This is a genomic window from Stieleria tagensis, from assembly GCF_024129865.1.
Lineage (GTDB): Bacteria > Planctomycetota > Planctomycetia > Pirellulales > Pirellulaceae > Stieleria > Stieleria tagensis.
The window spans coordinates 78,620-100,851 of the sequence record NZ_JAMYFE010000030.1; the positions used below are offsets into that span (position 1 = coordinate 78,620).

General features: G+C 55.7%; 14 protein-coding genes. 9 read left to right on the forward strand and 5 right to left on the reverse strand.

The window, feature by feature from the left end:
* Positions 1-129: 129 nt before the first annotated feature.
* Genes NHH03_RS05960 through NHH03_RS05970 form a run of 3 tightly spaced genes read left to right on the forward strand, consistent with a single transcriptional unit; the run spans position 130 to position 4,547 of the window.
* Positions 130-1,926: a hypothetical protein gene (locus NHH03_RS05960; protein WP_253154842.1), complete on the forward strand. Its 1,797-nt coding sequence runs from the start codon at positions 130-132 to the stop codon at positions 1,924-1,926.
* A gap of 5 nt (positions 1,927-1,931) precedes the next feature.
* Positions 1,932-3,290, forward strand: a complete 1,359-nt coding sequence (locus tag NHH03_RS05965; RefSeq protein ID WP_253154918.1) for a DUF1800 domain-containing protein — start codon at positions 1,932-1,934, stop codon at positions 3,288-3,290.
* Between the two features lie 33 nt (positions 3,291-3,323).
* The gene (locus NHH03_RS05970) at positions 3,324-4,547 is read left to right on the forward strand and encodes a DUF1501 domain-containing protein (protein WP_253154843.1); all 1,224 of its coding nucleotides are present in this window, start codon (positions 3,324-3,326) and stop codon (positions 4,545-4,547) included.
* Positions 4,548-4,654: 107 nt separating this feature from the next.
* On the opposite strand, the gene NHH03_RS05975 is transcribed toward NHH03_RS05970, so the two are convergent.
* From NHH03_RS05975 to NHH03_RS05995, 5 genes are all read right to left on the reverse strand, one after another.
* A complete protein-coding gene (locus NHH03_RS05975; RefSeq protein WP_253154844.1) occupies positions 4,655-5,611 on the reverse strand; it encodes a beta-propeller domain-containing protein in 957 nt (318 codons plus the stop codon).
* A gap of 54 nt (positions 5,612-5,665) precedes the next feature.
* On the reverse strand, positions 5,666-6,385 hold the full coding sequence (locus NHH03_RS05980) for a metallopeptidase (protein ID WP_253154845.1): 720 nt from the start codon (positions 6,383-6,385) through the stop codon (positions 5,666-5,668).
* Positions 6,386-6,529: 144 nt separating this feature from the next.
* A complete protein-coding gene (locus tag NHH03_RS05985) occupies positions 6,530-8,968 on the reverse strand; it encodes a 4Fe-4S binding protein (protein WP_253154846.1) in 2,439 nt (812 codons plus the stop codon).
* The gene (locus NHH03_RS05990) at positions 8,965-10,296 is read right to left on the reverse strand and encodes an FMN-binding protein (RefSeq protein WP_253154847.1); all 1,332 of its coding nucleotides are present in this window, start codon (positions 10,294-10,296) and stop codon (positions 8,965-8,967) included. The genes NHH03_RS05985 and NHH03_RS05990 overlap by 4 nt, the downstream gene beginning before the upstream one ends.
* Before the next feature lie 96 nt (positions 10,297-10,392).
* Positions 10,393-11,253, reverse strand: a complete 861-nt coding sequence (locus tag NHH03_RS05995; protein WP_315861427.1) for a helix-turn-helix domain-containing protein — start codon at positions 11,251-11,253, stop codon at positions 10,393-10,395.
* Between the two features lie 202 nt (positions 11,254-11,455).
* Between NHH03_RS05995 and NHH03_RS06000 the strand changes: the two genes are divergently transcribed.
* The 6 genes from NHH03_RS06000 to NHH03_RS06025 all read left to right on the forward strand — a co-directional run bounded on the left by NHH03_RS06000 (position 11,456) and on the right by NHH03_RS06025 (position 22,219).
* The gene (locus NHH03_RS06000; RefSeq protein WP_253154849.1) at positions 11,456-12,739 is read left to right on the forward strand and encodes an L-rhamnose isomerase; all 1,284 of its coding nucleotides are present in this window, start codon (positions 11,456-11,458) and stop codon (positions 12,737-12,739) included.
* 52 nt (positions 12,740-12,791) lie between these two features.
* Positions 12,792-14,276, forward strand: a complete 1,485-nt coding sequence (locus NHH03_RS06005) for a purine-cytosine permease family protein (RefSeq protein WP_253154850.1) — start codon at positions 12,792-12,794, stop codon at positions 14,274-14,276.
* 253 nt (positions 14,277-14,529) lie between these two features.
* The gene (locus NHH03_RS06010; protein ID WP_253154851.1) at positions 14,530-17,937 is read left to right on the forward strand and encodes a glycoside hydrolase family 78 protein; all 3,408 of its coding nucleotides are present in this window, start codon (positions 14,530-14,532) and stop codon (positions 17,935-17,937) included.
* Between the two features lie 47 nt (positions 17,938-17,984).
* A complete protein-coding gene (locus NHH03_RS06015) occupies positions 17,985-19,472 on the forward strand; it encodes an aldehyde dehydrogenase family protein (protein ID WP_253154852.1) in 1,488 nt (495 codons plus the stop codon).
* A gap of 21 nt (positions 19,473-19,493) precedes the next feature.
* On the forward strand, positions 19,494-20,786 hold the full coding sequence (locus NHH03_RS06020; protein ID WP_253154853.1) for a class II aldolase/adducin family protein: 1,293 nt from the start codon (positions 19,494-19,496) through the stop codon (positions 20,784-20,786).
* A 20-nt stretch (positions 20,787-20,806) separates the two neighbouring features.
* On the forward strand, positions 20,807-22,219 hold the full coding sequence (locus NHH03_RS06025; RefSeq protein ID WP_253154854.1) for a sulfatase: 1,413 nt from the start codon (positions 20,807-20,809) through the stop codon (positions 22,217-22,219).
* Positions 22,220-22,232 lie beyond the last annotated feature (13 nt).

Sequence of the window (22,232 nt, forward strand, 5' to 3'; positions counted from 1 at the left end):
GGCAACGCGATGTCTGCCCAAACGCGTTTGCGCTAGACCGGTGATCGATACGGAACGATACAAAGATGATGATCGAAAATGCGAATAAAATAACAACATCACCCGACCACCACCGTCAATAATGTTTTCATGAGCAACCGATCAACTTCTTCGATTCATGCGGTAGGTTTCCTGCTGTTTGTTGCCGGCTGCACTGCGTGGCCGCCTGCTGCGGCTGCCGAACCACCGCCGGGTGCTGATTGTAATGCAGCGGAACTGTTGCCCCAAACGATCGTAGCTTGTGCCGAGTTTTCGGGCGTCCGCGGCAGCTTGAAAACGGTACTGAACCATCCGCTGCGGTCCAAGCTCGAAGCGATGGATGCGTATCGTGTGCTGATGGAGTCAGACGCAACCCAACAATTGCGAGTCGGGATTGGCGTCTTCGAGACAAGTATGGGGCAACCTTGGCAAGACGCTTTGGCGACGCTGACGGATCGCGGCATCACGGTTGCCTTGGATTCTGTCGATGGCGGACTGGCAATCTTGGTTCAATCATCCGACGCAGACCTGTTGGAACGTTTCCGCGGTTTTGTGCTAGCCCTGCGACAGTTGCAAGGTGCCGCCGTCCGGCAAGGCGACTACCGTGGATTCAACGCCGAATTGGTCGGCGACAAATTGCGGATGGTGCGGATGCACGACTGGCTTTTATTGACCAACAATGCGGAGTTGGGTAAATCGATCATCGACCAATACATTGATCGTGACAGCGATTCGTTACAGACCAACGCGACCTATGCGAATGCGGCCAAGGAACTTTCAGCGAGTGAATCAGATGGCCGTCTTGTGTCGGCTTTCTTAGATGTCAATCGATTGCGTGATGCCGGTGTCGCGAAAGATGTTTTCAAGGAAAAGGTCGACAATGTTGTGGCCGAAATGTTGTTGGGGGGCGTGTTGTCAAATCTTCGGCAAACACATTATGCCACCGCACAGTTACATCTCAGTGGCGATTCGCTAGCGTTGCAACTGGCAACACCCCACCAACGCGACTGGGAACCGCCTCGCGAATACTTTTTCGGGGCACCAGGGCTTGCCACTGCTCCCCCACTGCTGGCGATGCCAAACCAATTGTTTGCGTTGTCGACGCACCGTGATCTGTCGCAGATGTGGCTGCGGTCGGGCGATTTACTGTCCGATCAAGCCAGCGAGCAGTTGGTCGTCGCCGACACGACACTGACAACGATTTTCTCTGGCCGTGACTTTGGCGAAGACATATTGGGTTCGCTCAAAAGTGACGTGCAGATCGTTGGAATCGCACAGGAGTTCACTGACATCTTGCCGCGACCGGCGATCAAATTGCCCGCGTTTGCGTTACAGTTCCGCATGAAAAACCCAGCCCAAACACAGCCCGATTTACGTCGAGTGTTCCAAAGTTTCGTTGGTTTTCTGAACGTCGTCGGTGCCCAGAATGGTCAGCCACAATTGGATTTAGGAATGGAGACGGTTGGCGATGCTCAATTGATCACGAGCCGCTATCTGCCCGATCGTGACGAACGAGAACGGTTGGATGCGCCGATTCAATTCAATTTTTCGCCCACGCTGGCCTTCGCCGGCGATCGATTCATTGTGTCGAGTTCAACGGCGCTCGCGCGGGCATTGGTTGAATCAAAGGACGATCCGCCAGGCACGATCACAAGTGGTTTGAATACACGTGCCGAGATCGAAGCGGGGGTGCTGCAAGACATTTTGCAGGCGAATCGGTCGCAACTGGTCGCAAATAACATGCTCGAAAAAGGACATAGCAAGGAAGCGGCCGAAGGTGAGATCGGATTGCTATTGAAACTGATCGAATTCTTCCGCGACGTTCACATGAACTTGCTCGTATCGGATTCACAGATGGCAATCAATTTGATCATCGATGTGAAATCGGACGTCGAGGCACAGCCGTGAACGAAATGCAAACGATCGATCCGGACTGGGCCTGGCAACCGTTTGAGCCGACATCTCAGCGACCTTGGGACCGATCGCTGGCGGCGCATCTGTATCGTCGATCCGGATTCGGTGCCGACCTTGCTCGTATCGACCAAGCGGTGATGCGGACTCCGGCGGAAGTCGTCAGCGAATTGATCTCCAACAATCAAGAAACCCCCGACTTTCGTTCCACCGCAGACTCGCTGGCCGAAGCGACATTGGCCGGGGGTGACCCTGCGAAGTTGTCCGCAGCATGGGTTTATCGACTGCTGTACACGCCGAATCAGTTGCTTGAGAAGATGACTTTGTTCTGGCACGGTCACTTTGCGACCGGGGCGGAGAAAGTCAACGATGCGAGGATGATGTGGAATCAAAATCAATTGCTGCGCGAGCACGCTCTGGGAGACTTTGGCAGGCTCGTTCATCAGATCTCAGCCGATCCGGCGATGCTGATCTACCTGGATTCGGCGAAGAATCGCAAAGCCCATCCGAACGAAAATTTTGCGCGTGAATTGATGGAGTTGTTCTGTTTAGGTGAAGGCAACTATGGCGAAACGGACGTGCTGGAACTGGCACGCTGTTTCACCGGTTGGGAGATCAAGAACAAGAAGTTTCGCAAGAATCGCTACCAACATGATTCCGGCATTAAGTCAGTGCTGCAGCAACGCGGTGACTTTGACGGCGATGATGGCGTTCGAATCGTCTTGGAACAACCGGCAACGCAGACGTTTATCGCACGCAAGTTGTACCGTTTCTTTGTCAGTGAAGAACGCAGTCCAACGGACGCCTTGCTACAACCACTGGCAAACCTGTTTCGAGAAAGTGATTTGCAAATCGCTCCGGTGGTCGAGCGGATCCTGGGAAGCAATCTCTTTTTCTCGTCGAACTCCGTGGCTTGTCGAATCAAGTCACCGGTCGAACTGGTGATGGGGATGCTCCGCAGCCTCCACGCGACGACCAATACCCAATTGGTTGGTCGTGGGTTGAAGAATATCGGCCAGGGTTTGTTCTATCCGCCCAACGTCAAAGGCTGGGATGGTGGTCGGGCCTGGATCAATTCGTCGACGCTTCTTGGCCGCGCGAATTTGATCGCGGACATTCTTGAAAATGAGGCGACTCGGTTCGACGGCGGCAGCCTATCGGAATGTCTGGACCGCCGTGAGGTGCAAACGCCTGATCAAGCAATTCGCTATTTCGAACAGTGTTTATTGTCTGTGCCATTGGATGACGCCACACGGATTCAAATTCAGGAATCGGTGGAATCCATTTCTGGTGACACGGAGCGGCAAATGCGGGCGATATTGCACGCTTTGACCTCACTGCCGATTTGTCAACTCGCCTAACCCATCATTGGCTGTTTTCCGATGCTCGTTTCAATGAATCAAAGTCGACGACGATTCTTGCAGTCTTCGATCGGTGGTGCCGCCGCGATCGGCGTGGGGGCTGCGATGCCCGCGTGTTTCGCGGACGCGGCAACGGCCGGCAACCAAGAACAGGAACGAATCCTGGTTGTGGTTCAGCTGTCCGGTGGCAACGATGGCTTGAACACCGTTGTTCCATATGCCGACGATCACTATCGATCGGCACGGCCCAAATTGGCGATCCCGATCAGCGACGTGTTGAAGTTGGATGACGACACGGGTTTACATCCGTCGATCCGAGGGATGCACGACCTGCTGCAAGACGGACAGTTTGTGGCCGTTCGTGGTGTCGGCTATGAACGACCGAATCGTTCGCATTTCGAGTCGATGGACATCTGGCACACCTGCCGTCGCAAAAATGAACCACGCCCCGACGGTTGGCTGGGTCGGTTCATGGATCAACAACCGGAATCCGCCGGCGGCGATGTTCCCGCACTGCATCTGGGACATGAATCACAACCCGCCGCGATCGCATCGACCAGTATCCGTGTGCCAACCGTCAAGACGCTCGCCGAGTTTCAATTGCATGGCAACGACAAGCAGGCACTTCGGGAATTGCTGCAAACAAATCGGCCGGTCAAACCAACCCAGGACAACGAATTGCTTGATTTCTTGCAGTCCAGTACGACGTCAGCGATCGCCGCAAGCCAGCGAGTGAGCGAAGCCGCAGCAGGTTACCGCAGCGATGTCACGTACCCCAAGACGGAACTGGGCAACAAGCTACGTGTCGTCGCTCAATTGATCGACGCCGGGCTGACGACACGAGTGTATTACATTCAACACGATGGATTTGACACACACGCCCAGCAGACTGAGACCCACAGCATTTTGCTACGTCAATGGAGCGATGCTGTGACTGCGCTGATTCGCGATCTGGATGCCCATGACCACGGCAAGCGGGTCTGTGTGATGACGTTCAGCGAGTTCGGTCGTCGCGTGTCTGAAAACGCCAGCGAAGGAACCGACCACGGCGCTGCGGGGCCGATGTTTTTATGCGGTGGCGGAGTCAAAGCTGGCATCGTGGGCAAGCGTCCCGATCTGACCGATTTGCAGGACGGCGATCTGAAACACGAATTCGATTTTCGCCAGGTCTACGCATCAGTCTTGCAGTCATGGCTGGGGGCCGATCCGACCGCCATTCTTGGCAAGGATTATCAACCGCTGCCGTTATTCGGATAGAGCCCAATGTGACAGGACGTGTTGCCCCGTAGCTGGATCCGCCAGGATTCAGACTGACTGAGCCCTGGCGGGATCCGCTACGGCGTTTGGTGGGTTGGGCTGGCCGATTATTTCAGTGGCTGAGACGTGAGTTTCACTCCGTTGGTGTCCAAAATTTGGAAGTGGTGGATGCCGACTTTCTTACCATCACTGTAGGTCCAGACCACTTCTTTGTTCTGATTGACTTCGATCAACTTGGGCGCATCAACGTCTTTGCGGCCACCTGCGTATGAGGCAATGACAATGTTTCCGTTGGGCAAGACTTGGCCACCACAAGGGTCTTGCAGCCACTCGCCTGGAAGATCTTGATTGGTCAATTCCCAGACTTTGTTCCCGTCGGCGCCGAAGTCAAAGACACGATTGCCGTTGGTGCCACAGACGAGCGTGTGGCCCTGGCCGTGACGAATTGCGGTGAAGGGCCAAGAGTGAATGTCTCGATTCGGATCATTCTTGATCGACGTGTCGATGCTGCTGATTACCTTGCCCTCGCGGTCGTAGTTTCGCACCGCAAAGTCCAATAGATGAGGGACCAAATAGGTGCCGTCGTCTAATTTGCGGGCCATTCGGGTCTGTAAATGAAAGTTTTCGGTTTGGCACTGCAGCGGGAATTCGACCAGAATTTTCCCCTCGCGATCGACTTCCAGAAGTCGCGGATGGGATCCGGCCTCGGTGATCACAAACGTCCCGGACGCCGTCGGCTGGGCGCCGTTGACCTCCGCCTGGGTTCCTTTCCAGATCAGCGTTTCGGATCCATCGGGTGTGACTTCGATCACAGCGCCCCCGGCGTATCGTTTGCCTTTATTGAGTGTCAGCACTCGATTGTCGTTCGGCAATACATACCCATCGCGCGTCGCGTGAGGGTAGGTCCAGGTTCTATTGCCCTGGCCATCGACGATGTAGGTGTTTTGCCCGCAGGCTAGAAAGCCGTGGGTGATTTCCTGGGCGACGGCTGTGGTCGCCACAAGTGAGGTGCTGAGTGTGGCCAGGATAACGATCAGCCACGCACTGTTTTTTTGGTTTGGCATCAGAGACGGGGGGAGTGAGTAGACGGGGTGAAAGGAGAGAGGGAGTGTGGAGAGTTACGGAAGCGGGCCCCAGATTTTCGATTGTAGATCGAACATGCGTGGGTCATGTTGCTTCAATTCGGCTCGGACAAATGGGTAAAAGTCGTTGACCCCTAAATAGGCTTCGGTTGATTCTGCGAAGTACTCTTTGTGATTATTCATTCCGTAGTGACGGACCTGTCGGTGGGCGTGATCAAGCACATGATCGTACGAACCCGAGTTTTCAGCCAATTCGTAGAGGGCTTTGATTTCTGCATCGTCCCAGCCGAGCACTTGATCGTGATAGGCGTGCGCAAGTTCGTGCATGATGGCATAGGGATGTTTGGCCCACTGTTGGCGGGAAAGCAGCAGATCAATTTTTGGCACATGAACGTGTTTCGCCATCGCAGGGTTGTATCCGTTGTCGGCAAGCCAATCGGCACTGGGATGGTAGACCAACGACTTTCCTTTTCCGTCACGATCAACCCAGATGGGGATTTCACGCAGCTCGTTCAGTACATCATCAGGCAACAGATAGGTGACGCGTTGCAAATGGTTTCCCAGTGCCTGCAATGCCCGTTGGCCCTTGCTCGAATGTTCGGGTTTAAAAACAGTGGGATCCACCTTCACCGTCCAACCCTCGATCGTGCGGATCACTGGAACGCCGTTTTGTGTCGGGACGTCCTTTTCGGCGGCAATCTGGTTCACGACGGTTGTCAGCAGAACCAGGAAAATGGAATGGAAGAATGTGTTCATGTGATCTCTGAATCAGCCGTTGAGTATTAGCTAACAGCTTCGTCGGTTATGTGATGAATCAGCGATGAACCAAACGCTCTAGCGCGTTTCGGTTGATCGGATCAGCGGAAAATGTCGTTTGCACTTTGAATTGGCGATGACTCGTTATAACCCCAGCGTTCCGAACGGGTCGTCATCCACTGTGGCGCTCGGTGCCGGTGGATCGGCAGGGACACCAAACGGATTGTCGTCGCCGGCAGGAATATCGATTGTGTCAGGGACGTCTTCGGCATCGGGTACAAAGTATTCACCGGAGGGCTGAATGCTGTCCGCCGGCGGCGCCTTCAATTCGTGCAGCTGGATGTAAGAACCAGACATCAACCGATCTTCCTTGCCAGGGCCGGCTTCGACAATGATCGCAGACTTGGTCAACAACCCTTTTTCTTTGACATTGATCGCATTGCAGCGCGTTTGACAGAGTCCACAACCGACACACTTGTCGGCCAACACGACAGGGGCTGAATAGCCGGTGCCTTCGATCGGCGCTCCGCTATCATCGACTTGGGTCCCGACCTGAGTGTATTCAATGGCGTGGTAGCCCGCCGCGTTGCACTCTTGCACGCACAGGTCACACGCCTCGCTGCCGGCAAAGGGCAGGCAGGTCGATTCATTGACGATTGCCAGCCCCATCCGAGCGGCCTTTTTCTCGGCCAATGGCAACGCTCGAATCGCTCCCGTCGGACAGACTTGCCCACAAGCGTTGCAACTCGATTCACAACCGGCCCAATCGGCGTTGACCATCGGAGTCCACAAGCCTTCCAGTCCCTGCTGAAACGCCTCGGGTTGTAGCACGTTGTTGGGACAAGCCTTGAAACACTCGCCGCAGCGAATGCACATCTCTAAAAACTCTTGCTCGGGGACGCTTCCCGGCGGACGAACGGGCAAGAACGCATCGGGGGCGTCAAGTCGGGCACCAAACGTTTTTGTCGCCGCTGTGATGCCCACGCTGCCGGCGACCGCCGCCGCCGTACCGCCGGCCAGCGACAAAAACCCTCTGCGTCCGATCGCGGTTTCACCGGTGGGCGGATCATTTTCGACTTTCAATTCAACCACGTTCCAACGTTCAACGAATTTGATCGCATGCGTCGGACAAACACCACCACAGGATTGGCACATCGTGCAATCGGAGGTGCGAGTGGTGAAGTCAGGTTTGATGGCGTCGAACGGACAAATCTCCACGCACTTGTTGCAGTTAATACACGACGATTCGACTTTGCGTTCGGTTGCCCGAAATAGGTTACCCAGTGAAAACACAGCCCCGCTGGGGCAAACATACTTGCACCAAAAACGGGGGCGAAAGAACCCTAGCCCCAGTACCGACAGAAACAACACGATCGAAAACAGTTGGCCGATGTTGAACCCCGGCACCAAATGCCAGCCGCGCAGCAGTCCGGATTGCAGCGGATCGACTAGGAATAGCATCCCCCGTGTGATGACGGGAATTGCCGAAAAGAAACCCGAAACCAGAACACCAAACACGGCGCACAACAACGTGCCGGCCAGCAGGTAGTATTTGATGTGAACCCACCAACCGTCGCCCGGCACGCGGAAACGTGTGATTCGTCGACCGACCGCCCAGTCAAACAAATCGATGGTCGTTCCCAGCGGGCACAGATAGCCGCAAAACCCACGTGGGATAAGAATGCAAACAATCAAGATGATCGCCGCAGACGCCAGTGACCAGACCCAACTGCGTGATGCGATTGCGGTCGACAAGCTGACCAACGGGTCGATGACCAAAAAGGTTTCGGCGGGAATGATTTCCTTGGCGGCCAGGTTGTCGGCATAGTGTGACGGCCAAGCATTGGGATCGGTTTGGCTGAGCGTCCAACGGTAGTCGGCGGTGACAAACGCATCCAACCGTTCGGCCGTCAGTTCGCCTTGCGGTTGCAAGCGAATTTGATGCGGCGAAACGCTGATGACAGAAAACGGCTGGGCGGGGCGACTGTCACCCCCGACATAAACCGTGTCGCTGGGAGAGGGCTGCCAGGGGCCAGCGAACTCGCCTGCGAAATCAAGGTGGCTGGACTGTGACGCGATTGCCAGGAACGTCCAGTCAGTTGATTGACGACCGGCAGCAGCTGGCTGGGCGTTGTAGGGCCAACAGACATAAAAGAAAAGCACGACAAACGTGAGCAAACAAACCGTTTGGACGATGCGACGCAGTGGGGATGCCAACCAAGACAAACCCAATCGCCGCAGTGATTTCCGAATCACTCCGCGCTGTTTCGAGGCCCGATCGGATTGCCAGCGACGAGGCGTGATGCGCCGCAACAGGCGACCGGGCAATGATTGAGATGCAAATTGGCCGGGTTTGAGTCGTCGTAATGTGGGCGAAAACCAATCGAGTCGCAGCAACGCCGCTGAACCACGATCAAAGCGAGTCAGCAGGATCAAAATCGCCGCGACCAACAGCACCAGTGCGGTTGCGACCATCCAGCCTGTTTCCAGCCCAGTTGCCGCGAGGGTGTGATCTTGTGAGACCGCCAGCAGGATTGCCACTGCAAGCCCGCCAAACCCGATGGCTAAACCGGTCTGTTTCATGGTTTTGCCTTGGCCAGCGCTTTGGCGGTTGCGTTGACGATGGCTTGGGAGGTGATGGTCGCCCCACTGGTTCCATCCACGCCCTGAACGCTTTGGTTTTGAATCAATTGCGCCGGAGTATCGGTCAGCGATGAATAGAACTGTTTTTCTTTGTGGTCAGTGATTTTGACCGTTTTGAGTTCCCCTGACTCGACCGTGACTTCGACCACCAATTTTCCGTTGTAACCCGTGCTGCTGTCGGTGTAGGTCCCATCGGCGGCCGTCGAGACATCGGCTTGGTCATACAAGCGAATCGTGTCGATGCTTTCTTGCGCACGCGCTTTCGCTCGCTGTTCGTATTCCTCGTTGCGGTGATTGTCAGAATCAATGACGCGTTGGTAGTACTCGATCGCTTGGTCCAGTTTTCCCGCTTTCCGTAATGCGTCGCCGGCTAGCAGGTTGGCTTGATTGTTGGCATTGCTACGCTGATAGACCGCGGTCAGTTTCAGTGCTTGATCGATTTGCCCCATGTCACCGAGCAATTTGATGGCGTTTAAGTTCAGGCTGCGGCTTTGCAGCATCTGCAGCGCCATCGCGCGATTGCCCAATCGCCAATAACATTCCGCAAGGTGCACACCGTCTTGGGTGGCAGCCGTTGGTTTGCCTTTCTGGTACCAGAATGCCGCCCGCGGATAGTCCTGCATCAAACGGAAATAGGCTGATCCGAGCGCATTCATGTCACGCTTCAACAACTGAGGGTTATCCTTGTGCAGTGTCAGCAAGTGATGGATCAGTTTGATGCCGGAGTGCCAACGACTGGGGTTTTCGTTGATGACCGACCAAATGTATTGCCCCATGTTTTTGTGCGCTTGCCAGGGGCCTTTGGGCGGCTGCAGTGGCCAAGCAAGGTCAAGTGATTCAGGATAGTCCAGCTCAGTCGAATCGAACCACTCCGGCGGTGATTGCCCAGCCGCAGCGATCAGTGCCAAGACCTCAGATTTCGATCGCGTGGTGGGCGTTGCGTCGGCCGACTCGGTGGCGCCCGCCAAGGGGGTCAGTTCGTATCGGGTTCCCTGGTAGGTGACCGCGTGGACTTTGTGGAACGGATAGACCCTGGAAAACGTTCGGTTGCCCACGGACGTTTCAAAATCGAATTCTTTGTCGGCTTTGCGAATCGATTTGATCGTGCCACTGAGTTTTGACCCGTTCAGGAATTCGACTGTGTCGGTGGCCGGCGCATGGGTGGCGGCAACCAGCGTAAACAGAACGAACGCGACCAATGTGCCGAATTGCTGGGTGATCTGCATCATTGCGACTTTGTAGTTGTGGTTGCGGCAGAGGGAAAACATTGTGGTTGTCAGGAGTATCGTAACTGATCCCGCCAGGGTTCAGACTGTCTGAACGCCGGCGGGATCAGCCACCATGCTCAATGACCTTGCCGATGGCTAGGCGTTTTGTTTGCGGACGTCCCGTGGGGACGATCCTGTCACCAGTCGAAATTGTCGACTGAAATAGTTGCTGTCGCTGAATCCGACCGCCAATGCGATGCGGGTGATACTGTCGTCGGTTTGCTGTAGCAATTGACAGGCACGTCGTATTCTCAGGCGGATCAGATACTTGATCGGTGGGGATCCCATGATCGATTCAAAGGTGCGAATGAAATTGCGGCGCGACATGCCAGAAATCTCGATTAACTCATCCAGTGTGATCGGATCGGAATAGTGACGTTCAAGGTGTGTGATCGCTTCGGCAATTCGCAACAGCGATTTGCTTTGCGGGTTGCGAGATCGGCTATAGCAGCGCGACAGGAATGTCACCAATTGCAATAGTGTGGTCGTGGCCATCACGCCAAACCCCGCGGCGCGATCGTCCAATTCCGCTTCCAGTTGATCGGCCAGACGGACCGCTTCGATCAGTTCCACGGGGGTCAGTTGCAATCGGCTATTGAACATGTGCCGCTTTCGCCAGGCCGGTTCCAATGTGAACAGCGCGTGGTATCCCGACAGCGAGTTTAGGTCGCTGAAATTCATCGGCAGCTCGTTGGCATCGAACATCACATTGATCAGACGCAGTCGATCCATGTTCAAGTAGTCGTGTGGTCGCTCGCCGCCAATCACAAATGTGTCACCGGTGACCAGTTCATACGAATCTTCGCCCGTCAGGTGCACACCCTTGCCACCGGTGATGATCACGATTTCAGAGAATTCGTGCGAATGCAGGCCAAAGGGTTGCTGTGGGTCGCGTCGCTCCACAACGATCGGGAACCCGTCCTCGTGAAACCAGTCCTGCTTGCGAAGTTTGCGGATCAACAGAATGGGGCCGGAGATTGGAATGCCGGGGGCGTCGTCACTGCCAGGGTCGTCAGTGCCTGCGTTTTGGCACTATTGTGCTAGTCAGGGACACGATCGTCAAGGTTTTAGATGGGCCGCTGGGGTATGTTGCGGACATCAAGGCGACGGTAGGTTGCCTGAAGGAAGATTTGCATGCCCCTGTTGCCAGCGTAATCCCATGACAAAACCGGCCTCGATCGAGTCAGCTTTTCAGCTTGCCAAGGAGCAATACCAAGCGATCGGCGTGAATGTGGACGCTGCTCTGCAGCGGATGCATGACATCGCGATCTCAGTTCACTGTTGGCAGGGCGATGACGTTTCGGGCTTCGAGGGAGACCAGGGGGCGCTGGGCAACGGGCTGGCTGTCACCGGCAATTATCCCGGACGGGCTCGCACGCCGGCGGAACTGCGGAGCGATTTGGAACTCGCCTATTCGTTGATCCCAGGCAAGCATCGACTGAACTTGCACGCATTGTATGGCGAATTTGATGGGCCGGTCGATCGCGATCAGATCGGAATCGAGCACTTTCAAGGCTGGATCGATTGGTCTCGCAGCCAAGGCGTGAGTTTGGATTTCAACCCCAGCTATTTTTCTCACGCCAATGCAGCCGACGGATTTACGTTGGCGCATCCCGATTCAGGCATCCGCCAGTTTTGGATCGATCACGGCATCGCCTGTCGACGCATCGCAGCGGCAATGGGCAAGGCGCAGGGCAATCCCTGTCTGGATAATTTTTGGGTGCCGGACGGATACAAGGATTCACCGGCATGTCGCAAAGCACCTCGGGAACGACTGGCGGCATCACTCGACGAGATCTTTGCGGAGAATCTGTCGCCGGAGCACACGCTCGATGCGGTCGAGTGCAAACTGTTTGGCATCGGCAGCGAAAGCTACGTCGTTGGTTCCCACGAGTTCTACATGGGATATGCGATTTCGCGAAACAAAGTGCTGTGCTTGGATGCCGGTCACTTTCATCCCACCGAAGTGATTTCGGACAAAATCTCGTCGGTGCTGATGTACGTTCCGGAATTGCTGCTTCACGTCAGCCGCGGTGTGCGTTGGGATAGCGACCATGTGGTGACCTATAGCGATGAATTGCAAGCGATCATGCAAGAGATCATTCGTGGCGATTATCTGGATCGTGTTCATATCGGTCTGGATTTCTTTGACGCCAGCATCAATCGTGTCGCCGCCTGGGCGATCGGCACTCGGAACACTTTGAAAGCCGCCTTGGCAGCTTTGTTGGAGCCCACCGAAACACTCCAGCAGCTAGAACGCGAGGGCGACTACACCGCGCGCCTGGTGTTGATGGAAGAACAGAAGACGATGCCATTGGGAGCCGTTTGGGATCACTACTGCCAATCCAGTGGCGTTCCCGTCGGAGCCGAGTGGTTGCAGAGAGTCCGCCAATACGAACAGGCAACCTTGTCGCAGCGCAGCAATCATTCGGCGATCGTCTAGTACGCGGTCGGGCTTTTTTTTAATCATCCAGCTCTCATCAACCAGTTCACCAATGACGGAAAAAACATCCAGTGCAGGCGGAGAATTTGAGCGTCAACCGGTGCCGGATTCGGCGCTGTTGGGTTCAGGGAAATTCTGGGGGATGTATGCCGGGGAACATGCCGCCGGCACCGAATTCATGATCGGGCCGCTCTTTCTGGCTGCCGGCGCCAGTCTTGCCGATTTGCTGCTGGGGTTGCTGCTAGGCAACTTCCTGGCAGTCCTGACCTGGCGATTTTTAGTTGTGCCGATTGCGATGGCCAAACGGCTGACGCTGTACTACCAACTCGAACGGATCGCCGGTGGTTCGTTGGTCAAGTTTTACAATTTGATCAATGGTCTGTTGTTCTGTTTTCTGGCTGGTGCGATGGTCACCGTTTCGGCCTCGGCCGTGGGCGTGCCATTTGATATTTCGTTTGATGTGCCGAGCAACATGTTTGGTCTCAGCAATCCATCGTTCACGATGCTGGTGGCCATCGTCGGTATCGTGATCGCAGTGGTTGCCGCTGGCGGTTATGAACGCGTCGCCCGTGTCGCCAACATTGCAGCGCCGTGGATGATCGCGGTGTTTGCGGCCTGTGGAATTGTGTCCCTGGCGCAGCTCGATGCGACCAACCTGGCGGCCTTGACCGAGGGACGGTTTTGGAGCGATGCGGTGACATTCGTGCAATCGCATGACGGCGAACAATCGTTTGGGTTTTGGCAGATTGTGGTGTTTGCTTGGTTGTGCAATGGTGCGATGCACTTTGGGATGGCTGATCTATCAATCTTTCGCTTCGCACGGCACAAAGCATCCGGCTGGGCGCCGGCGATCGGCATGTTTCTCGGTCACTACATGGCCTGGATCGCCGCCGCGCTGTTGTTGGCCGCGCTGATCAAATTGCAACCTGATTTGGCACTGCAGACGGTTGCCGAGGGTGCAGAAGATGTCGGATTGCCAGGAACCGTTGTCGCCAACCCCGGCCAGCTTGCATTCGCATCGCTCGGTTGGGCAGGGATCATTTGTGTGGTGATCGCCGGATGGACGACTGCGAATCCAACGATCTATCGCGCCGGGTTAGCGTTTCAAGGAGTGCTGCCCAAGACCTCGCGCACGGCGATGACGTTGGTTGCCGGTGCAGTGGCAACCATCGCCGGAGCCTTCCCGAACTTGTCTGCCCAGTTGCTCGGATTCGTTGGCACCTACGGCACGGTGCTGGGGCCGATGGGGGCGGTGATCTTTGTTGATTACTACCTGATGAAAAAATTCGGACTGCGCGATGAATATGCGACTCATAGCGGAACGCAGGTCAACGTGGCTGTGATGGTCGCTTGGTTATTACCCGTTGCCGTCGGCTTGTATCTGATCTTTTGGAAAGGCTTGTTCGCCGCCTATGCGGTGATTCCCTGCTGGGTCGCTTGTGGGCTGTTGTATTTGGTGATTAGCAAATTCACACAGAAACCATCCGTGTTGCAAGCGACTGAGTCCGTTACCGATCCATCCAACCCAGGGCTTTGAAATGTACGCGATCGCTAAAGCTGCCTCCTTGATTTCGCTCTGTTGTGTGATCCTTCCCTGCCTCCTTCATTTTGCGGGTCTGATCGGATTGGAAACGGTGAAGATCACCGCTCTGGTCGGCACGATTGGATGGTTCATCGCCACGCCGGTTTGGATGAGTCGAAAGTTGCCGGTCGATGCCGCAGAAGTTGACATTTAGTGCCGGCTCGAATCTCAGTCAGCCACTCGATACAACCAGTCATTTGTTGAACTTATGAAATTCGCTTCCACTTGCTCCGTTCTGATTATCACCGGTCTACTGGTCTCTGCGCATGCCGTTGCATTGGAACCGACGCACCTGCGATGTGAGTACCTGGACGACCCGATCGGCATCGACATCACCACACCACGTTTAAGCTGGCGTGTCGAGTCAGCGGCCCGTGGTGAACACCAATCCGCCTATCGGATTCTTGTTGCATCGTCAGCCGACAAGCTGAACAAGGACCAAGCGGACCTGTGGGATTCAGGCAAAATCGAATCCGATCAAACGTTGTTCGTCCAGTACGCTGGTAAACCGCTCCGTTCGAGACAACAGTGTTTTTGGAAGGTCCAGGTCTGGAATGGAAGTGACGACAGTTCTGTGCCCAGCCAGCCAGTGTCCAGCCAGCCAGCGCACTGGTCGATGGCGCTGTTGAATGAATCCGATTGGACGGCGGACTACATTAGCTATCGCGACTCAGCGCCCATTCATACGGATGTCGAAACACTTTACCTGCCGGCGGCGCGGCAGTATCGCAAACAATTTGCAGCCCCCAAGCAAATTCAGCGTGCGACGGTCTATGCGACCGCGCTCGGGATCTATGAACTGCACATCAATGGTCGACGAGTTGGTGATGCCCGGTTCACCCCCGGTTGGACGGATTATCGCCAACGCGCCTACTACAACACCTATGACGTGACGGACCTGATGCAAACCGGGGACAATGCGATCGGGGCCTGGGTCGCAGACGGTTGGTACAGCGGGTACGTGGGATTTGGATTGCTGACCGGAATGGGAACCGAAAAAACCGGCCGCGCAATCTACGGTAAAACCCCGTCACTAATGACACAGTTGGAAATCGAGTACACCGACGGCTCGAGGCAGGTTGTCGGCACCGATGCAACTTGGAAAGTGACCGGCAACGGCCCGATTCAAGAGGCTGATTTGCTGATGGGCGAGGCCTATGATGCGCGTCGAGAAATGCCCGGTTGGGCGACGGTTGATTTTGATGATCGCAATTGGCAGTCAGCGATTTTGGCCACCGACAACGGCAATCCGACGGCGACCTTCTATCAACGTCGCAATCCGGAAAAACCGGGTCAGGGAGTCCGTAATTTAGGGGCCGAAACGAAATTGGGTTTTCAGCGTCCCAAGCTGGAAGCGTTTCCTGGTGTTCCAGTTCGTGTGACCGAACAGATCCCGGCGAAGAAGGTAACCCAGCGCCGCGAGGGCACGTTCATGTTTGATCTCGGGCAGAACTTTGCCGGCAGCATACGTTTGCGAGTCAACGGCCCTGCCGGCCAGCGAATTCAGATTCGTTATGGGGAAATGCTGCATCCCGACGGCAGCTTGATGACCGAAAACCTTCGCAAGGCACGCGCCACTGATTTTTACACCTGCAAGGGTGATCCGGACGGCGAGACCTATGAGCCGAGATTCACCTTTCATGGGTTTCAATTTGTCGAACTGGCGAACTGTCCGGGCGATCCAGGACTGGACGCTGTCACCGGGCTGGTGCTGCACAGCGACACGCCAATGACCAGCACGTTCGAGTGCAGTGATGCGATGGTCAACCAATTGTTCAAGAACGTTGTCTGGACGCAGCGGGCAAATTTCCTGGACCTGCCCACCGATTGCCCTCAACGCGACGAGCGAATGGGCTGGACCGGCGACGCCCAGGCCTATGTCGCAACGGCTGCTTACAATGCCGACATCGGTGCGTTTTACACCAAATGGCTGCGCGAGTTGATGGAATCACAGCGTCCCAGCGGCGCGTTCCCCGGTTACGCCCCGTTTCCCTTTCAACACGGCTGGGATTTTGGCACCGCCTGGGCCGACGCCGGCGTGATTTGCCCGTGGACGATCTGGCAGTTCTATGGCGATACACAGGTGATCGAAGATTGCTGGCAACCGATGACCCGTTTCATGGACTGGCGCAAACGCACCAGTGTCAATGATTTGGGTGTGACGCACGGGAACGCTTGGGGCGACTGGTTGGCGCAAGGCGCCGACACACCGCTCGATTATGTTGACACGATCTACTTTGCGATCTCTGCCAAGATGATGTCCGAGATGGCCGATGCGACAGGACGCGGTGCAGAAGCTGCGGCGTACCGCAGCCAGTTTGAAAAGACAAAAGCGGCTTTTCAAGCGAAGTATCTACGCGACGACGGTAGTGTGAACATCAACACGCAAACGGCACAGGCGCTCGCCTTGTTCGCAGACTTGATTCCGGCCGACAAACGCGAATCAACCGGTCGTCATCTGGCAAAGATGCTGAATGAGAACGGCAATCACATGGCGACCGGTTTCCTGGGGACACGCCCGTTGTTACCGGTGCTCTCTGCATCCGGCCAAAACGATTTGGCCGCGTTCTTGTTGCAGTCGCGCGAGTTTCCGTCCTGGGGTTATGAAATCGCCAACGGAGCGACGACGATCTGGGAACGCTGGGACAGCTACACCAAAGAAGACGCCTTTGGCCGTCACAACGCCGCCATGAATTCGTTTTCGCATTACGCCTTTGGTGCAGTTTGCGAATGGATGTTTGCGACGTTGGCCGGGATTCAATCCGATGGGCCCGGTTTCAAGAAAATCTTGATTTGCCCCAATCCACCGGCACCCGGCAGCAATGCCATGCAACCCGCGATCGACTGGGTCAATGCATCGTATGAATCGATTCACGGCACGATTCGAAGTGACTGGAAAATTGACGATGGTGTGTTCCATTTGAACGTCTCCATCCCGGCCAACACGACGGCGAAAGTCTGCTTGCCGACGACGGATGCGACCAGTATCACCGAAAGTGGAAAATCGATAGAAGGGAATCCCCATGTCAGTTTGCTTCACCACGAAGACAAACTGGCGGTGCTTGCGGTTGAATCGGGAAGTTACGCCTTCTCTGCGACCAGCGGGATCCCCACGTCAGCGGTGGCGTTCAAAACGTCCCCGCCTGCCGACCATTCGGTCAATCCGGACGGGATCGATTTGACCGCTGCAAAGAAAATTGCGAGCTGGGATTTTAGTCAGCCGGCGGAGGTCGCCCAGTGGACCGATCGAAAAGGCGTCCAGATCAAGCAACGCGACGGCAAGGTGTTTCTAGTCGCCAGCGGTAACGATTCTCAGCTGGCCGTTCGATTGGATCACGAGGCAGCGGGCAGGCTGGTGATCGAACTGGTCGCGATGCCGTCCAAGGGAGCCACCAGTCAGTTCTATTGGGCGTTGCCGGGGCGCGGGTTCAACGGCACACAACAGACCAAACGCCCCTTGGCGGCCACCAACACTGTCAACGCGTATCTGTTTGCAATTCCCGGCAACGGCCCCGTAAAGAAGCTACGATTCGATCCCTTCGCGACCTACGACCAGTATGCTGATGTCGGCGAAATGATGATCGAGTCGATTTCCGTGTATCAATTGGCAAAGTAGAGCGGATCAACGGTTCGCCATATCCCCCCCTCCCAAGGACCCCAGAAATGAGCCTGACCAGTCAAGTTGAATTGCTTCCCGAAGTCGAAGCTTTTTTGAACAAGAGTCCGTTTGCCAGTTTTGTTGGCGGCCAGGAATTCCCGTCGGGGTCAGGCGAATTGATTGCCACGATCGATCCGGGTTCCGGTCAGACGCTTGCGGAAATCCACGATCTGAATGCGGCTGAGATCGACCGAGCCGTTGATATCGCTAGCGATGCCTTTCCGGCGTGGGCAAAATTGTCCCAAGGCGAACGCAGCAAAATCCTGTTGCGCCTGGCCGACGCCGTCGAGCAGCACAAGCCGATCATTGCGCAGATCGAAGCACTTGATGCGGGCAAGATCCAAGCCCAGGCGGCTGGCGACGTCCAGAATTTTGTGGACACGTTGCGTTATTTCGTCGGCCTGGCAGACAAGGTTGAACTGCGAACCAAACTGGACGTGCCCGGACATGATGCCTGGACGTTCAAGCAGCCTTGGGGAGCGTGTGCATTTATCTTTCCTTGGAATTTCCCATTCCTGTTGATCGGCTGGGGAATCTCACCTGCACTGGCCGCCGGCAACACCGTGGTCATCAAACCGGCCGAAGACACTTCGCTCTCGGCACTCTATTTGGCTCAGTTGGCAACCGAAGTCGGCGTTCCCGACGGTGTGATCAATGTCGTCACGGGGCGGGGTGCCGTCGCCGGTGCCGCCCTGTCAGCCAATGCCAAGATCAAACGCATGTCGTTCACCGGTTCACCGGAGGTCGGTCAATTGGTCGGTGAAGCTTGCGGACGTAATTTGGTTCCGGTCAAACTGGAACTGGGCGGCAAAGGTGCCGCGGTTGTGTTCGACGATGTCGATGTCAAAGCAACCGCAGAAGCCTTGGTCGGTGCGATCACCTTCCACAGCGGCCAGGTCTGTTGTGATGCCACGCGTTGGCTGATCCAGGAAGACATCTACGACGAATTTGTCGCCCACTGCATTGAGCAGATGAAGCAGGTGCAGATCGGACACCCACTGGATCCGCAGAGTCAAATGGGACCGGTGGTGAATCCCAAACAATGCCAGCGAGTGCTGGGCTATCAGGAAAAAGGCCAAGCCGCTGGCGCAGAGTGTTTATACGGCGGAGGCCCGGCGACGGTGGATGGGTTCACTGGGAACTACGTCAATCCGGCGCTGTTGGCCGGCGATTTGGAAAACGTTGCCGCTCGCGAAGAGATTTTTGGACCGGTCGCTTACTTGGCAAAATTTGATTCCGAGGAGCAGGCGATCGCGATGGCCAACGACACCGACTATGGTTTAGCCAACAGCGTCTGGACCAAAGACAATGACCGAGCCGCGCGAGTCGCCGAAGCGATGGTGGCCGGCAATAGTTGGATCAATGCCCACAACGTGTTTGCCCACGGCGTGCCCTATGGTGGAGTCAATAAGAGCGGAATGGGCGGCGGCGTGCTGTCGGTCGAAACTCTGATGGACTATTACCGCAGCACATCCGTCGTACGCCCTCTGTAAGTCCGACTCGGAAACAACAAGATGAATCAGTGTCGAAATGTCGTTCATCCGCGCGACGAAATCATGCGGACGATGGATCGGATTTACCGCTATCGTATGACGACGACGTCGGGCGGAAATCTCTCGATTCGCGATGGTGCGGGTGATATCTGGATTTCGCCGGCTCGCGTCGACAAAGGCAATTTGACGCGCAAGGACATCGTCTGTGTGCGTGCCGATGGGACCGTCGAGGGCCTTCATCCGCCTTCGTCGGAGTTTCCGTTTCACAAAGCGATTTATGCCGCTCGGCCCGACATCCAAGCGATTGTCCACGCCCACCCGGTGGCATTGGTGGCGTTCAGCATTTGTCGACAGACACCGAACACGCGATTGTTCCACCAAGCTCACAGTGTTTGTGGAAAAGTCGGGTTTGCTCCCTATGCCTGCCCCGGCAGTGATGCCCTGGGCCAGAGTATCGCTGAGACGTTTGCCAAGTCTTGTGACAGTGTGATCTTGGAAAACCATGGAGTCGTCGTTGGCGGCGAAAGTCTGGCATCGGCGTTTGAACGATTCGAAGCGTTCGAATTTGTAGGTAAAACACTGATCAAGGCGAAACAGTTGGGCGAGGTCCGTGTGTTGGACGACCAACAATTGCAACAAGCTGCCCAGCGCGGGGTTGATTTCCAGTCCTACGACCCTGGTGTCGCGTCGGCCGGCGAACAAGAACTCCGTCGCCAGTTGTGCGATTTTGTTCGCCGCGGTTGCCGGCAACGATTGTTGATCAGCACCGAAGGTAGTTTTTCGGCGCGTGTCGACAGCGAGACCTTCTTGATCACGCCGACACAGCGCGACCGAGAGTTGCTGGCACCGGATGATTTTGTGTTGGTCAACGGCGACCAGCGTGAAAGCGGAAAACTGGCCAGTCGAGCGGCGCGAGCCCACCAAGCGATCTATCAAAAACACCCGCATGTTCAGGCCATCGTGTTTGCTCATCCGGTCAATGCGACCGCGTTCAGCGCGACGGAGGTTCCGCTGGATGTGCGCACGATTCCAGAAAGCTACGTGTTCTTACGCGATGTCCAACGCGCCGCGTACGGCGTCCAGTATGGGAACGACGGAGGAATCGCCGATGTCGTCTCGCAAACCAACCCTGCCGCGATTTTGGAAAACGACGGGGTGCTGGTGACCGGATCCAGTGTGTTGGATGCCTTTGATCGTTTGGAAGTGTTGGAATCAACCGCCGAAGCGGTGATCAATGCCAATGCGATCGGCAAAGTGTCAGTGATGCCCAAGTCCGTGATCGACGAATTGTGCGACGCGTTTAATCTGAAATGACCCCCCATCCTGTTTTCATCATGATTCGACCGCTCGTTTTGCTCTGTAGCATCGCCCTGATGGGCGTGACCGCGTTTGCCGAAAACAAGCCCAATGTGTTGCTGATTTCGATTGATGATCTGAACGATTGGGTTGGTTGTTTACAGGGGCACCCACAAGCTTTGACGCCCAATATCGATCGACTGGCCGGCACTGGGACATTGTTTGAAAACGCCCATTGTCAGTCGCCGGTCTGTAACCCGTCGCGGGCCAGCATGATGACCGGTCGCTACCCGCATTCGACCGGTATCTATTTTCTTTCGCCCGACTTGAAACAGGCACCTGCTTTAAAGGATGTCAAAACGATGCCAGAGGTGTTTGCCGCCAACGGCTATGAGACACTGGCAACAGGAAAGCTATTTCACACCGGTGACAAACGTTTCTTTCAAAAATACCAACCATCGGGCGGTTTCGGACCCAGGCCGGAAAAGAAAATCTCTCAGCCGCACGGGCATCCACTGTGGGACTGGGGAGTCTACCCGGAAAGTGACGACCAGATGCCGGACATCAAGGCGGCAACCTGGGCGGCCGAGCAATTGCAGGCCAAACATACAAAGCCATTTTTCATGGGCGTGGGTTTTTATCGCCCCCACGTTCCCATGTACGCGCCCCAGAAGTGGTTCGATTTGCATCCGCGCGCCGGGATTCAGTTGCCCTTGGTCCGCGAGGACGATCGCGCAGACCTCAGTCAGTACGCGATCGATCTGACCAATCTGAAACATGTTTCGCCGACGCACCAGTGGATGGTCGATTCGGGCCAGTGGGACCACGCCGTCCAGGCCTATTTGGCATCGGTGACCTTCGCCGACCATTGCTTGGGTATCGTTCTCGACGCATTGCAGTCCAGCGAATACGCGGACAATACCATCGTCGTGCTCTTTTCCGACCATGGATTTCATCTGGGCGAGAAACAACGCTGGGCCAAACGATCGCTATGGGAAGACGGGACGCGCGTCCCGATCATCGTCTCCGCACCGGGATTCAAAGCCAATCAGCGCAGCGCCCAGCCGGTGGAATTGCTAGATGTCTTTCCCACCCTCTTGGAACTGACCGGATTACCGGTTGACGAAGAACAGCAGGGCCAGAGTCTGGTTCCGCTGATGAAAGATCCGTCCAGTGATTGGCAGCATCCGGCGATCACCAGTTTCGGCCGCGGCAATTTTGCGATCCGCTCGGCGCGTTATCGATTCATTCAATACCACGATGGATCGCGTGAGTTGTATGACCTGGAAAACGATCCCCATGAATGGACCAATTTGGCGTCGCGTCCCGAATACAAGAACGTCTTAGCCGAACACGCGGCATTTTTGCCAACGCACCAGCACCCGGTGTTACCGGGCGATTCGACAGGGCACCAGGCCTATGCGGCCGCCAATGTTAAGCTTGCCAAGTGACCCCGTTTTGCAG

Excerpts from the sequence above, each read along its gene's own strand:
- NHH03_RS05960 (WP_253154842.1), top strand. The coding sequence starts at position 130 with ATGAGCAACCGATCAACTTCTTCGATTCATGCGGTAGGTTTCCTGCTG.
- NHH03_RS05965 (WP_253154918.1), top strand. The coding sequence starts at position 1,932 with ATGCAAACGATCGATCCGGACTGGGCCTGGCAACCGTTTGAGCCGACA.
- NHH03_RS05970 (WP_253154843.1), top strand. The coding sequence starts at position 3,324 with ATGAATCAAAGTCGACGACGATTCTTGCAGTCTTCGATCGGTGGTGCC.
- NHH03_RS05975 (WP_253154844.1), bottom strand. The coding sequence starts at position 5,611 with ATGCCAAACCAAAAAAACAGTGCGTGGCTGATCGTTATCCTGGCCACA.
- NHH03_RS05980 (WP_253154845.1), bottom strand. The coding sequence starts at position 6,385 with ATGAACACATTCTTCCATTCCATTTTCCTGGTTCTGCTGACAACCGTC.
- NHH03_RS05985 (WP_253154846.1), bottom strand. The coding sequence starts at position 8,968 with ATGAAACAGACCGGTTTAGCCATCGGGTTTGGCGGGCTTGCAGTGGCA.
- NHH03_RS05990 (WP_253154847.1), bottom strand. The coding sequence starts at position 10,296 with ATGTTTTCCCTCTGCCGCAACCACAACTACAAAGTCGCAATGATGCAG.
- NHH03_RS06000 (WP_253154849.1), top strand. The coding sequence starts at position 11,456 with ATGACAAAACCGGCCTCGATCGAGTCAGCTTTTCAGCTTGCCAAGGAG.
- NHH03_RS06005 (WP_253154850.1), top strand. The coding sequence starts at position 12,792 with ATGACGGAAAAAACATCCAGTGCAGGCGGAGAATTTGAGCGTCAACCG.
- NHH03_RS06010 (WP_253154851.1), top strand. The coding sequence starts at position 14,530 with ATGAAATTCGCTTCCACTTGCTCCGTTCTGATTATCACCGGTCTACTG.
- NHH03_RS06015 (WP_253154852.1), top strand. The coding sequence starts at position 17,985 with ATGAGCCTGACCAGTCAAGTTGAATTGCTTCCCGAAGTCGAAGCTTTT.
- NHH03_RS06020 (WP_253154853.1), top strand. The coding sequence starts at position 19,494 with ATGAATCAGTGTCGAAATGTCGTTCATCCGCGCGACGAAATCATGCGG.
- NHH03_RS06025 (WP_253154854.1), top strand. The coding sequence starts at position 20,807 with ATGATTCGACCGCTCGTTTTGCTCTGTAGCATCGCCCTGATGGGCGTG.